The sequence below is a fragment of the Varibaculum massiliense genome, from assembly GCF_900106855.1.
Classification (GTDB): Bacteria; Actinomycetota; Actinomycetes; order Actinomycetales; family Actinomycetaceae; genus Varibaculum; species Varibaculum massiliense.
Genome location: NZ_FNWI01000004.1, coordinates 1818962 through 1832621, shown reverse-complemented (window position 1 = coordinate 1832621; position 13660 = coordinate 1818962). Strand labels below are relative to the sequence as shown.

At 52.9% G+C, this 13660-nt stretch carries 8 protein-coding genes; 3 read left to right on the top strand and 5 right to left on the bottom strand.

Going from position 1 to position 13660, the window contains the following annotated elements; all coding sequences use genetic code 11:
* Window positions 1-78 precede the first annotated feature (78 nt).
* Entirely contained in the window at window positions 79-1362 is a 1284-nt protein-coding gene (gene serS / locus BQ5456_RS08185) for a serine--tRNA ligase (protein ID WP_071129539.1), read from the bottom strand.
* A 163-nt stretch (window positions 1363-1525) separates the two neighbouring features.
* Here serS and BQ5456_RS08180 point away from each other — a divergent pair, with 163 nt between their 5' ends.
* The gene (locus tag BQ5456_RS08180; protein WP_071129538.1) at window positions 1526-2611 is read left to right on the top strand and encodes a diacylglycerol/lipid kinase family protein; all 1086 of its coding nucleotides are present in this window, start codon (window positions 1526-1528) and stop codon (window positions 2609-2611) included.
* A 41-nt stretch (window positions 2612-2652) separates the two neighbouring features.
* Here BQ5456_RS08180 and pheA read toward each other — a convergent pair whose 3' ends face one another.
* Entirely contained in the window at window positions 2653-3585 is a 933-nt protein-coding gene (pheA, locus tag BQ5456_RS08175) for a prephenate dehydratase (protein ID WP_071129537.1), read from the bottom strand.
* A 78-nt stretch (window positions 3586-3663) separates the two neighbouring features.
* On the opposite strand from pheA, the gene BQ5456_RS08170 reads away from it, so the two are divergent.
* Window positions 3664-8292 (top strand): acyltransferase, encoded by a 4629-nt coding sequence (locus BQ5456_RS08170; RefSeq protein ID WP_143037064.1) that lies wholly within the window; start codon window positions 3664-3666, stop codon window positions 8290-8292.
* On the opposite strand, the gene BQ5456_RS08165 is transcribed toward BQ5456_RS08170, so the two are convergent.
* Window positions 8256-9077: a glycosyltransferase family 2 protein gene (locus BQ5456_RS08165; protein ID WP_071129535.1), complete on the bottom strand. Its 822-nt coding sequence runs from the start codon at window positions 9075-9077 to the stop codon at window positions 8256-8258. The genes BQ5456_RS08170 and BQ5456_RS08165 overlap by 37 nt on opposite strands.
* 197 nt (window positions 9078-9274) lie before the next feature.
* Between BQ5456_RS08165 and BQ5456_RS08160 the strand changes: the two genes are divergently transcribed.
* On the top strand, window positions 9275-11014 hold the full coding sequence (locus tag BQ5456_RS08160) for a PQQ-binding-like beta-propeller repeat protein (protein ID WP_071129534.1): 1740 nt from the start codon (window positions 9275-9277) through the stop codon (window positions 11012-11014).
* Here BQ5456_RS08160 and BQ5456_RS08155 read toward each other — a convergent pair.
* Window positions 10975-11985, bottom strand: a complete 1011-nt coding sequence (locus BQ5456_RS08155) for an ABC transporter ATP-binding protein (RefSeq protein ID WP_071129533.1) — start codon at window positions 11983-11985, stop codon at window positions 10975-10977. The two genes, BQ5456_RS08160 and BQ5456_RS08155, sit on opposite strands and share 40 nt — an antisense overlap.
* Window positions 11985-13655, bottom strand: coding sequence for an ABC transporter permease (locus BQ5456_RS08150; protein WP_071129532.1), 1671 nt, complete (start codon window positions 13653-13655; stop codon window positions 11985-11987). The genes BQ5456_RS08155 and BQ5456_RS08150 overlap by 1 nt, the downstream gene beginning before the upstream one ends.
* Window positions 13656-13660 lie beyond the last annotated feature (5 nt).

Here is a 13660-nt window from a genome sequence, read left to right as displayed (position 1 = left end):
TTTTCTCCGTCCTGTCGGTGACTATTTTGGATACTCGAGGGCGCCCTCGCTTTATCTTTTCACGCTTCGCGCCCAGATTTAGGAGTTCAGTACTGGCTCCAGCACTTCTTTACCCCCCAAATAGGGGCGTAATGCCTGAGGAACATACACACTGCCATCTGCTTGCTGGTGGTTTTCCAGAATAGCTACCAGCCAACGAGTGCAGGCTAAGGTACCGTTCAAAGTGGCTACCGGCTGGGTCTTTCCATTCTGGTCGCGGTAGCGAATCCCCAGGCGGCGTGCCTGATAAGTAGTGCAGTTGGAGGTAGAGGTTAGCTCTAGGTAGCGTTCTTGGCTGGGTAGCCAGGCTTCACAATCGAACTTGCGAGCCGCAGAAGTTCCTAAATCCCCGGCTGCGGTATCAATTACTCGATAGGGCAGCTCTACCTTGGCTAGCATTTCTTCTTCTAAAGCTAACAGGCGCTGGTGTTCGTCCTGCGACACTTCAGGGCGGCAGTAAGAGAACATTTCTACCTTATTGAACTGGTGGACCCGAATAATGCCGCGGACATCTTTTCCATGCGACCCGGACTCCCGCCGGTAACAGGCAGACCAGCCAGAATAACGCAGAGGCTCTTCCCCTAGTTCCAGGATTTCCCCGCCATGGTAACCACCGAGGGCGACCTCGGAGGTACCTACCAGGTAGAGATCATCGGCGGGCAGGTAGTAGATTTCTTCGGAATGTTCAGTCAAGAATCCGGTTCCCCGCATGGTGTCGGGAGTGACCAAGGTAGGAGTGGTCATGGGGATAAATCCATGCTGCTCCGCCAAATCCCAAGCGCAGGTAAGCAGCGCCAGCTCCAGGCGCGCCCCGATGCCTCGTAGATAGTAGAAACGGGAGCCAGATACTTTAGCGCCTCGCTTAACGTCGATTGCCTGCAGCGCCTCCCCGATTTCTAGGTGATCGCGTATTTTGATGCCCTCGGCAGCGAAATCACGAATCTTGGGACCACGCTGGGCAAGCACCACGTAGTCATCCTCACCTCCGGAGGGAATCCCGGGAATAATGATATTGGGTAGTGCTGCCAGCAGCTGCTGAGCTGCTTCCCCGGCAGCTCCCGCCTCTGCCTCTGCCTCTTTAACTTTCCCGGCCAGCTCTTTTGCTTGAGCCAGCACCGCAGAACGCTCCTCGGGAGTGGCCTTTCCAATGCTCTTAGAAAGCGCCTTTTGCTCGGCGCGCATGGCTTCAAAGTCTTGTTGTTTCTTAAGCCGGTGCGCATCGGCGGCAAGTACCTCATCAATCCGAGCGGGATCTTCCCCCCGCGCAACGAGCGAATCTTTAGCGGGCTGCGGGTCTTCACGCAGCTGACGAATATCAATCATGTATTAATCATATCGTCACCCGACATCCGTTCTCATCTTGCCTTGACCTGGATATTTTATTTTTCTGGGTTTTCCGGCCCCAGTGAAGGTCGCTTTCCTTCACCCTTCAGCATTCTCCGTCGCTCCCCCGCCGACAATCCCAATATGTTTTAGACTGAAGACTATGACCACTGTGCTCTGGATTCTTGTAATCGTGGCGCTACTTTTAGGAGCTATCGCTTTATCTTGGGCAGTGAATGCCCGCCGAATTGCCACCCGAGCAATGAAAATCGCAATTAAACAAGGATTTTCTGCTCCTACAGCTACCTGTAGCAATGAATCCTCTCGGCGGGTGGTAGTGATCTATAACCCCATGAAGATTGCAAATCTGGATGATTTTCGCAGTACCGTTACCCAGCGCGCTCAAGCCACCGGCTATGAAGAACCGATTTTTTTAAAAACCGACCAGGAATCTTTGGGGGCTAGTCAAGCCCAAGAAGCGATCAGACAGGAAGTGGGACTGGTTATTTCTGCTGGTGGCGATGGCACTTTGCGGATTATCGCCGCCACTTTAGCCACTAGTCGGATTCCCTTGGGGATTTTGCCGCTGGGAACCGGGAATCTTTTAGCCCGCAACCTCAACATCCCGATTGATTCTTTACCCCGCGCCTGTGAAATCGCTTTTACCGGTAAAAACACCGGGGTAGATTTGGGGGTGCTTAAAACGGAAACTGGCGAAAAGTTTCCCTTCCTAGTGATGGCAGGAATTGGTTATGACGCAGAGGTCATGAACCGAGTATCTGACAAGCTGAAAGAATCGATTGGTTGGGGCGCCTACGTGCTTTCCGGGATTGCTGCCTCCAATAAACCCCCGATTACCATGGATGTATCCTTTGGGGGGCAATCGCATCCACGCACTCGCAAAGTCAATACCCTACTATTTGCTTCTTGCGGAGAGCTGGTAGGGGGGATTCCGCTCCTGCCGGAAGCTAGTCCCCATGATGGCTGGTTAGAAGTGTTGATGCTGAGTGTCCGCGGCGGCTTAATCGGATTTTTAGAGGTAATCAGCGGAGTGTTTCGGGACACTCTGGGAGTAAAAAAGCTAACTGCGGGGTTGGTTTCTAAAACTGATGTGATCCGTACCCGCACCGTGAGCGCCAAGGTACACGGCCAGGCACGGATGATTCAGGTAGACGGGGATACCGTGGGTAGCTACCGCGAGATTTCTGCCTCTTTAGATCGCGGCGCAGTCGTGGTACGGGTTCCCTAAGACACCGACCACAGCCTTAGTTTATTTGCGCGCACTCGTGACTATTTGCCCAAAATAGAATCCACCCAGGCTCTAGCCCGCTGAAAATCACTGTTTCCGGTGCGAGGAGCATGGTCGTTTCGCACTTGGTCAGCGCGAGCGTACGAACCTAAGAAACGTAAGTCCTCACTGATGCGGTAGAGACCGCGCAAAGCAGATTGCACTCGTTCTTCTCTAATATGTCCGTCCAAGTCAATACTGAAAACGTACCGTCCCGGTTGCCCGGCTAGCGGACGCGACTCAATGCGACTGAGGTTAATTCCACGAGCCGAGAACTGTTGCAGCATTTCTAGTAGCGCCCCGGAGCGGTAGTCATTAGGTAAACGCACTTGAATCGTGGTTTTGTCCGCCCCGCAAGCTTCCGGTACCTGACCGGGGTTGGCTACTTCCACGAAACGGGTAACTGCGCCCGGATTATCGGCTACGTCCTGGTAGAGAGCTTTAAGTCCATAGGTACTTACCGCCGCTGTTGAGGCCAGAACTGCTTGAAAACCAGCATTACCCTCAGCCAGCATCCGGGCTGATTCGGCAGTAGAGGTGGTGGCCACGTGAATTGCCCCCGGCAGATGATCCGCCACCCAATTACGGCATTGCGCCCAGGCATGAGAGTGGGTACCGATGCGGGTAATATCGGAAAGCTTAGTGCCGGCGCTCACCGCCAAAGTAAACCCGACCGGAACTATCATTTCCGCTACTATCTGCAGGCGTTTATCCCACCCCAGAGAATCCAGGGTGGCGCTAACTCCCCCTTCAATTGAGTTTTCGATGGGAACCACGGCTCGATCCGCTTTCCCTTCCCGCACCATATCCATAGCTAGGCGTTCTCCTGCACAGGGGATCATTTCCGCATCAGCCGGTGCCACTTGGAGCAACGCCTGGTGACAGAAAGTACCCACCGGCCCTAAGAACGCATAACTTTTTATCCCAGTATTCATTTCCGTTTCCTTTTCCAACTGCTTTCACGATACTAGGAAAGATACGCTTTCCCCCTATCTAGACCGTAGAATATGGCTATGGCAAGAACGGTTAAGCACTTCCTCCGCGCGGGCTTCACCCTTCTGTTTAGCTTTTTATTTACTTTACTTACTTTACCTTTAGGCTCTGCGGGGGCTACTACCTGGGAACCTGATCCTGCGCCGAGAACGCTTACTCCAGCCCAGCAAGTCTTTTACCCTGATTTAGAGACCTACACCCCGCCACGTAAGCGCGCTCCCCTTTTAGTGGTATTGACCTCCAAGCTTTCTTGGGAAGATATTTCGGCAGAGTTCGCAAAAAACTCCAACCTAAAAAGCTACGCTACTGCGGGGTTGCTAGGAACAGTTGCCGGCGCTGATTCCAGTTGCGCAAGCCGGTCGGTTATAGCTATTCAAAATGGAGCCCCTCCCGCTACCTATACCTCTTGCCCCCAAACGAAAATCGCGGGTGGAAGAGTAGAGGATGCCGCAGGTTTTAGCCAGTCGGATGCCTCCAAAGAGCAGTTGGAATCTACTTCTCGGGGACAGTTAAGCGGGATTTTAAAAGCCTTTGGACTGAAATCCCAGGCAATCGGCCCCCAAGCGGGATTACTGTTAGCCGATAACCAGGGAAAAATAGCAAATTATCATCCCCTCCCCACCAGCCCGAAACAGCTGCAAACCCAGGTTAAAGCGGCAACTAAACAATCAGCTTTGACAGTGGTTGATTTGAGCGGCATCGAAGAACCTGCTACAGCTTTAGCAATGTTTGAGGGCGCACTGGCTGACCTGGCTCCGGAAACTGCGCTAATATCTGTTTCGCTAACCCCGGCGTCCTCGCAAAACCCTGCACCCTACCTGCTTGCTTATTCTCCGATTGACGCCACCGGACTGGTTTCTTCCCCCAGCACCGACATCCCCGGTTTGGTCACTTTGGCAGACATTAACGCCCAGATACTTTACCAATTGCAACTGCCTTCCCGCGCTGCAAATGCCGGCAAAGCCTTCAAAGCCAGTAATATCCCCGGCAAAGAACAGGCACTGATAAACCTGACAGGCACTTCCTCCCGCCCAGCACAAAATAACTTACAACAACGCCTAGACTATCTAGACCAGCAGTTTTACCGTTCGGCTTCCGCCAAGGATGCTAATAACTGGTTTTACCTGCTTTGGAGTCTTGGTCTGCTCGCAACCGTATTGGGATATTTTGCCACCCAAAGCGACAGCCGCAAACACCACTCAAAGGTAAATAAGGCGCTCAGCTTTACGGCCTTCTTTACCGCTTTGCTAGCTCCTGCCTGCTATTGCGGGTTTTATCTTTCCGGGCTCACGCTAACTTCCTCTTTCCTGCCGGCAATCGGGGCAATTTGCCTGGGCTCCCTAGTTTTAACTGCCTTGCTATTCCTGCTCATCTGGGCTCTGCGGGAAACTTTTTGCTTAAAAGGACGCGCAGTTGCGCAAATAGCCGGGCTGGGCGCAGTCGCCCTCACCTGGGGAGTGCTTTGGTGGGTAAGTCAGAATCCCGAATTCTCTCTGATCGGTACCCCTTTCGGTTATTCACTATTGCATGGTCCCTGGTTGCTGAAACTATCTGCCGAGGCCTTCGGGTTGCTCATTAGTGGCTTAGGAGTAGCGATTGCCTGCCTGCTATTGCAACTAGCGCCACTGCGGCGGATTTTATTGCAAAATCCTCGCCGCCAAGCAGCAACCCTGGCATTTTACGCCGCTTTGCTGTCTGCCGTAATTTTCTACTGCACTAGCTTCGCGGCACTGCTAGCTGCCCTACTATTCCTAATCCCCCTAACCGTCGCGCTTTTCACCCTGGCTCGTCCTCCGCTTTCTCCCCGCCCTAAAGTAGTTAGCAAATCCCGTTTACGACTAGTTTCCTTTGCTTCGCTAACCGTAGTAATCGCAATGTTTTGCGCGGCGAGTGTGGGAGTTATCGGAGTGAGCCCGGATGCTGCCCCCGATAAAATAAAACCCCTGCCATCTTCCGCTAAAACCCCAGTTGCCGTAGTTTTTACCTCCGGCTTGAACTGGACGGATCTTATGGCGGCCTCCCCACAAAACAGTGAAAGTACCGCCGCTCTAAACTCTGGCACCCTGTTTTCCCTAGCGCCTTTCCCCCTTAAAGGGATGGCCTGCCCCCAAGATGCCTGGTTAGCGTTTTCTGCGGGTAAAAATCCCAGCAAATCTTCTCTGGCGGGCAGGAACCTATGTATCATTCCGGAAGATTTAAGCCCTAATCAGCGGGTCAAACTATGGAGCTACTATCAGCGAGCTGCTAAACAGAGTTCCCTATCGGCTCGGCTGGGAATGCTCTCGGAACAACTCCAAGAAAACCAAGTGAACGTGGGGGCTATCGGCAATAGTGCCGGTCTGGCCTTAGCTGACAAAAATGGAATCGTTCGCGGGGAAGTACAAGATATTCGCCCGACACAATCTGGGTATTCCCAGGTCGTGCGGAAGATGGTTTCTACGCACTCTCTTACCCTAATCGATGTGCAGGCCAGCCCCTTAAACCGCAACCCTAACCGACAGAATCAAGAAGTGCTTGCGCAGCGGGGAGAGATATTTTCTTTCCTTAACCCGTCCTCAGGAACTGACACTCCCCAGCCAAACGAAGTGTGGGATCCGATCTGGCTTTTAGAACACGGCGGTTCCCTCTCGGGAGATTCCCTGCAAGCAGGAGCTATAGTTCCGGATCAGAAGGTAGCGTCTGCCCCCACCCAAGATCGCAACGAACTGCGGCAATCCGAGATGAATCCTCAAGAAAATCCCACGCCGGCTTCCTCTCCGGGTATTTTCGGGGATTCCGATAATAATTTCCAGCCAGGTAACCTGCACATATCTTCGCTGTCAACCCTGTTGGTACCCGATCCGGGTAAAGACCAAGAATATGTAGCGAAAACCCGGCGCGCTAACGCCCGGTTATTCCCCAATGTTTCTCCTCACGAGGCGCTGCGCGGAATGCAGCCGGCACGAATTTCTGTTGACCAGCAAGATGCGCAACTAAAAGCCCTCCAAGAAACCTTGGCGGCACTACCCCGTGGTACCCGCACTCTGGTAGTTTCTACCAACCCCGATTCTGCTAAGCAAAAACTGCAGGCAGGTATGATTTTTGGGGAGGGCGTGCCGGCAGGTATAGCTTATTCTTCCTCTACCCACCAAGTGGGGATTGCCCAAAGCGCAGACCTGAGTGCAACCGTTTTGGACTGGCTAAATGCTTCCAACAGCAAGCTAAGTACCTCGGGTGCGCCCTTAACGGTTAGCAGGCAAGCGGGCACCTCCGCCGGAGAACGGATTGAACGTCTGGCGGGTTATGGGGAAAGAGCGGACGCCAGCTATTCTCGCCTGGGGTTTCCTCCCAGTTCCTACGTAATTTTCGCCGCGGATGCGCTATTGATTCTGGGGTTACTGCTACTAAAACTGCCGCGAATCCATTTTTCCCAGCACCGGTCTTATCTCCTTTCACAAGTGGGATATATGGGGCGTTTTATCTGCCTGGCGATAGCAGCCTTGCCGGCAACTTGCCTGGTGGCAGCCATGTTTCCCTGGTGGGAGGCAGATTCCCCCTCCCCCATATTTACTCTGCTCAGTTTCCTTGTTGCCGGATTACTCTCCTTGGCAGCCTGCACCGGTCCTTGGCGCCGTCGCCCGATAGGTCCGGCGCTGGTTGTGGCCGGGTTCAGCGTTTTTGTAATCTGCCTAGATGTAGCTTGGGGATCGCATATTTCCATGGATTCGCCCTTCGGGTCTTTCTCGCTATTAGGCGCCCGTTTCTTTGGCTTCGGAAATGTTTATTATTCCGTGTGTGCAGTCTGGACACTATTGCTTTGCGCCTGCCTAACTCCCCTAGCTAAACGCGCGGTTTCCGGTAAGCATACACTTGCCCGCTGGCAGATTTGGCTGTCGAACTCATTGATTGTGGTGCTCGCCTTAGCGTTTATGATCGTCGATGGGATGCCGCGTTTTGGCGCTGATTTTGGCGGTCCGATTTCTTTCCTGCCTGGTTTCTTAGTGCTACTACTGCTAATTAACGGGAAAAAAGTAAATATAAAACGGTTGCTTATCGCCCTAGTAGTAGCGGGGACTGCTTCCGGAGGGATCGCTCTCGCCGATTGGTTACGCCCTGCGGCTCAACGCACTCACCTGGGTAACTTTGTGCAATCTATTTTAAATGGGGACTTGTTAGAGATTCTAACCCGCAAGCTGTTAGCCAACTTGGGGAGCTGGGGTTTCACCACTTATGTTTGGTCGCTACTGTGCTGCCTGTTGGTTTTCGCCCTCGTGCTTCGCCCCGCCCTATCCCGGGAAAGCCACCCCTATAACTTGGTGGGTCCTTGGGACTTGTCGTTACCTCTAATTGATTCTTCCTACCTAGAATCTGAGGATAAATCCGCACGGTCTTGGCGACAGCAAGCTAAATCCCGAGCCCGGAAACTGATAAACATCATCAGCAACTCGGGCAGCTATTTGCGTCCCCGTTTAGGCGAAATTTCCCTGGTGGACAGGGAAACCGGTTTGCGAATAGGGTTGGCAGCTATTGCGGTAAATCAGCTTTTTGCCTATCTGCTAAATGATTCCGGAACCCAGCTACCAGCTATCGGACTACTCCTGACCGCTCTGACCTATTGTTCGGCAGTATTTGCTCAGCTTTCAGAACCTTTACCCAAGGGAACTCGATAAACTTCCCCCGGTTTTTGTTTTAGCGCCACTTTTAAGAACTTGTATTTCTTGACATGTACCCGGCGCGCGCGCAGCTTAGAAAGCGCTTTCGCAACATCAATAAACTGGTGCAGGCGATGCATTTGGGAACCAAAATCCCGCCTGCTAACGCGATGTTTAAAAGCCACCGGGACTTCTTTAACTGCAAATCCCGCACTTAGCAGGCTAATCGTCATATCGGTTTCCACTCCCCAGCCAGCAGCCAAAGGCAGGGCAGCTTGGAAAGCCGCGGTAGTTAGGCACCGTTGCCCCGAAAGCGGGGCCTGCGGATTCCAACCGGTGGTGCGCCTAATCGCCCACCTGGAAAGCCCGAGTACGAATCCGTGTCCGCCCGCACCCGCCGGTCGCGGCAAAACCGCGATGGTGAAATCAGCTTCCCCCTTGATTACCGGCTCTATCAGCGGGGCAGCTTCAGCGGCAGTGTCGCCGAGGTCTGCGTCTAGGAATAATAGTAGCGGCGGGGTTTCTCCTTTTACTGCCCGCATAGCCACCACTTTTGCCCCGGTTTCCATCGAGGAGGCCTTGCCGCGGTTAACCGTATGGCGTACGGTTACCGCGCCTGCTTGGCGGGCAATAGCTTGGGTATCATCAGATGAACCATCATCTACCACTACGATTAGTTCCAGATCGACATAAGGTAGAGCTTTTACTGCCCGAACAGTGGTGCCGATTCGTTCGGCCTCGTCCTTGGCGGGAATAATTACCGCAACCCGAGGATTAGCCTGTTTACCTGGATCTACATGCATATTTTGCCTCAGTTTTACCTATTTCCTAAGGTCTAAACTTATAACTTTATTCTAACCATAAATAGGCAAACTCTAAACTATTTTTGGGGTCAAGTCCCCGAGCTGAGGATAGCTACAGCTTGGTCGCGCCCTCACGAGTAAACAAGTTCTAGGGTTAAACTTGACTAGGTTGCCAGTTAACAGGAAGGAGGAAGCGGGTGGCTCGCGCGCTGCGAATAAAACGCCGACTCTTCCGGCTGGTCGTTGTTATCCTGACCCTAGCTTTAGTAGCGATAATCTGTGGGGGAACTTTTTTATGGCTACGCTACAACTCCCGCCAGGCGCAGGCCAGTGGTTACTTCAAAAACAAACCGGTTTTGCAGGCTGATTTCCAAGCCAGCGCCTACCACATCAACTCCTTCATTCCCCTCCTGGGTCAACAGACCTTACTAGAACCGGTAAGCTATGGCGATTACCGCATTACCGCAGGTGTTACCGACTCTGGCAGCGCAGTTATTATGCAGCTGGCTGAGGATGGTACCTCTGCCTGGTCAGTTGATTTAGGCGCTCCCCTGGTTGCCTGCTCCCGACAGGCCATCGCAGATTCCGCTGAAGAAAATCGCTATTTGCCTTGCCTTTATCGATCCGGCAATGGCTCTGGGATCGCCCTAGTAGATCTGAAAATGGGAACTGCTGATTGGATCTGGGAATCAGCGGATCCCTACGTAAATATCGGCACCACTGACTCCCAGATTGTGCTGGTGGGTGAGGATCTTTCCCTGCTACGGATCTCGCAAACCGGTGAACAGCTAGCCGAAGGATTAATTTCCCAAAAACCCTCCGATATTCAGTTCCAGCCAGATTTAGACGCTTGCGCTCTCGATGGGCAACCTACCGCCCAAGCTCCAGAAAGTTTTGAGACCTTTTCAGATACTTTATGGATAATCGGACATAAAGGGGTAAACTACCTGGTTAATCCGCAGACTAACCAAATTCAAGTTGCCAGCCCGGGACGCCTGATCCGCAACTCTGATGACACTGCGTGGGCGCTCAGTCCCGCGGATGGGTGCGTGCGCTCGTTCTACATCCAACCGCAACGTTCGCATATCGCCCCTCTTCCGAAAGGCACCACAGTTCCTGCCGATAACACCGGGCATCTTTTAAATATGGTGCAAAAAGAGGGAAAACTTTTCCGGATGGATTGGGAAACCTCCCGCTCTTTACGCGCGGTTTTCACCGAAGCCGAGTTCAAGTTGGGGAATGATACCCAGATTCTACCGACTAAAAAGTTTTTTTATATAGCTAGTGGCGGAAAGCTGGGATGCTATTCCAGACAGGACGGGCACCGCCTCTGGGAATTCAATGAAAACCTGGATACTTTACGTTTGCACCAAGATATTTTGCTTTACACCACTAAAGAGGGCGAGCTAAAAGCAATATCTAGTGCCGATGGCATTACTTTGTGGTCTCTTTCTGATTCCGCTGGCACTAATTTCCCGCCCATCCGCGAGGACAAGCAGTTACGCACTTTATCTCCGCAAGCATTTAAAGCCTGGGGGAAACAAAGCACAGAAAACCAAGGTGTCGCCCAGGGGGCGGCTAACCCCATGAACAAAGCGAAACCTGGTCTTAATTTTCCAGTTGATTCCTGTATTCGCGTCAGCGATGTGAGCGGTTCTGGCAGTTCCTACCAGGTTCAATTTGACCGAGTTTCCTGCAAACTAAAAGGTGCAGAAAAGGTTATTCGGGTTATCGATACCGGAGAGCTGGAACGGGGAAAACCCGCGAAAGACTACATGAGCAAATGTTTAGATAACCCCAAAGCCACCAGTGCGATTACGGTGACCAGCGCTATTGCTGACCCGAAAATCTCTGCCCTTTGTACCGGCAAGGTGGAAGGTGGCCAGAGCAAAAACGCTCAGGAAGAAACTGGCACTACGCAGGTTTCCGAACGCTGAATCTGTAAACCCACCTCTTGCGAAGTTTGCTTTTTAGACAAATGTAGACCTAATCCTGCCTCTGCCTGTCCGGAATATTCTTCACTGCCCTGTCGCCAAGCAACTTCAGCCAAATATTTTCCCCGCCGCACCCGCAAATCTCGAGCGGTAGCCGCAACCCCTTGCTCCGCCAGGCACATTTTTAATCCTCCCGGCGCTACTGCTAGCTGTTCGCGCTCACCAATCTCTATGCCGAATTCTGCCGCAGCTTCAGCGCTGAGGAAGGGACGATACCCCAGGAAGGAGGCTGCAGCTTGGGAACCGGGATGAGTCCAGATTTCCTCGGCACTATTTAGCGCCAAGATTTTGCCTTGATCCATAATCACTATCTGGTCTGCCAAGGAAAATGCTTCATCTTGATCATGGGTTACATAGACGACCGTTAATTCCAGGCTCCGGATAATGTTACGCAGGGTAATCACCAGCTCCTCGCGCAACGCCCGATCAAGAGCAGACAAAGGTTCGTCTAGCAGTAGCAGCTCAGGCTGGGGAGCTAGACAGCGCGCTAGCGCCACTCGCTGGGCTTGCCCACCAGAGAGGGTGTCAATAGTGCGATCTTGATAACCACTTAAACCCACACTATCCAGTAGTTCTGTAACTTTTTCTTGCCTTTTCACTTTAGGAAGATGCGCAATTCCATAGGCGATATTGCCGCTTACATTGCGACTGGGAAAAAGTTGTCCATCTTGGAACATCATTCCGAAGTGACGTTGATGTACCGGTACCTGCTCCATATTGCGTCCGCGCCAAGAAATACTGCCTGCCGCTAAAGGTTCCAGTCCCGCAATTGCGCGCAGGAGCGAAGACTTTCCGCACCCCGAAGGTCCCAGGAGCGCAGTTACCGTACCTAGCGGAACCTCGATACTGAGATCTTTAACCGCTTCCACCTGCCCATATTGCACCCGCGCTTGGGAAATAGTTAAGCCATCCATTAGTATTCACCAACTTTTCTTTTTCGCAGAGCTTCTACTGCACTCATCACCACAGAACAGGTTAAACAGAGGATAACCGCCGCGGCCATCGCCATCCCATTTTCGGCTGGTCCCGCACTTCCCGAGAGTTTATAGATCATCACCGGCAAAGTTAAAGATTCTGGCATCACCAGGAAAGAGGCCGCCCCAAACTCCCCAAAACAAACCGCGAAAGCAAAACCGAAAGCCACTACTAGCGCTCCCCAAATATAGGGACCATCAATGGTTAAGAATATCCGGGAAGGATGCGCCCCCAAGGCGGCGGCGGCTTCTCTTTGCTTGGGGTTAATAGTTTGCAGCATCGGACGCATTAACCGGATTACCAGCGGAGATGCCCCGAGCGCTTGGGCTAAAGGCAGCAGGAAGGGACTGTCAGCCAGGTTCCAGGGAGGAGCAGCCAGGGTGATTAAGAATCCCAAACCAATCACCACGCTGGAAACCCCTAAGGGCAACATATTTATGGAGTCAAAAATCTCGGCGGCGCGCCGCAATCGAAGATTACGATATTGCCGGGAGGTCACGGCTGCTACTAGAGCCCCCAGCAAGGTAGAGACCACCGCTCCGATAAGTGCTGCTCGCAGCGAAACCCCCAGAGAGTTGATTACCGGTTGCTCTATCAAGATAGAGGCATCCGGACGGGTGAGGTCAAGATAGTTTTGCACGGTCCACTGTCCGCGGCGACGAAATGATCGTGCCACTACCTGCGCCATCGGCAGGGCTATCAGGATTACAATCACTGCGGCTGCGCCCCAGACCGCGAAGCGTTGCTTTCCGCGAGCCGGTCGGGAACTCTCAACAGCTTTGAGTTTTACCCCGCCACGTGCCTTATTTTGAAAATGTTGCGAGCCGGCTAGCGCCGCCGCAACTATTACTACCTGCAGTAGTGCTAGGACTGCCGCCGCCGCTAGATCTAAATCAACCGAGGTGGTTTGGTAAATCTGACTCTCTAAAGTCACTACCCCGATTCCCCCCAGAATCATCACCAGCGAATAGGAGGAAGAGCAGTAAAGAAACACTAGGGAGGCTGCCGAGGCGATTGCCCCCAGCAGTTGCGGCAAAGTAACGGTGAAAAACGCGCGGGTAGGTGCGGCACCTAAGGTACGTGCTGCCTGATAGGCGCGGTGATCGATGCGCGCCCAAACCGGCCCTACGGTGCGTACTATCAAGGAAACGTTATAGAAAACCATCGCTAAAATGACGGCTCCAAAGGTACCGTCCAGCTCTAACCCAGCTAGCCAGCCGTCCTCGGCAAGGAGCGCTTTAAAAGCGGCCGCCACCCCGATAGTCGGCAGCACAAAGGGGATAGTTATCGCCGCGCGTAGGGTGGTTCTAAAACGAAAATTTAAGCAGTACAGTACCCAGGCGAGGGGCAGCCCTACCAGGGTAGAGAAGAAAGTTCCCCCCAGCGCCAGGATGAGGGTGTCCCGGATTGCCCGCCAAGTGAAGGGATCAGATAGGACTCGCCAAAAGGTAGAAAAATAGCCGGTTTCGCCGGCTTGCCCCACCCCTAACCAGGCAAGTGCCAGAACGGGATAGAAAAAGCAAATCCCCAGGAAAAGGGCAGGAATTCCCACTGCCAGGACGAGTAGTACTCGTCCTGGCAGCAGGTGGTTTCGGCCAGATAGCCTCATAAAGC

Coding starts and splice junctions, on each gene's coding strand:
- serS (WP_071129539.1), bottom strand. CDS start 1,362: ATGATTGATATTCGTCAGCTGCGTGAAGACCCGCAGCCCGCTAAAGAT.
- BQ5456_RS08180 (WP_071129538.1), top strand. CDS start 1,526: ATGACCACTGTGCTCTGGATTCTTGTAATCGTGGCGCTACTTTTAGGA.
- pheA (WP_071129537.1), bottom strand. CDS start 3,585: ATGAATACTGGGATAAAAAGTTATGCGTTCTTAGGGCCGGTGGGTACT.
- BQ5456_RS08170 (WP_143037064.1), top strand. CDS start 3,664: ATGGCAAGAACGGTTAAGCACTTCCTCCGCGCGGGCTTCACCCTTCTG.
- BQ5456_RS08165 (WP_071129535.1), bottom strand. CDS start 9,077: ATGCATGTAGATCCAGGTAAACAGGCTAATCCTCGGGTTGCGGTAATT.
- BQ5456_RS08155 (WP_071129533.1), bottom strand. CDS start 11,985: ATGGATGGCTTAACTATTTCCCAAGCGCGGGTGCAATATGGGCAGGTG.
- BQ5456_RS08150 (WP_071129532.1), bottom strand. CDS start 13,655: ATGAGGCTATCTGGCCGAAACCACCTGCTGCCAGGACGAGTACTACTC.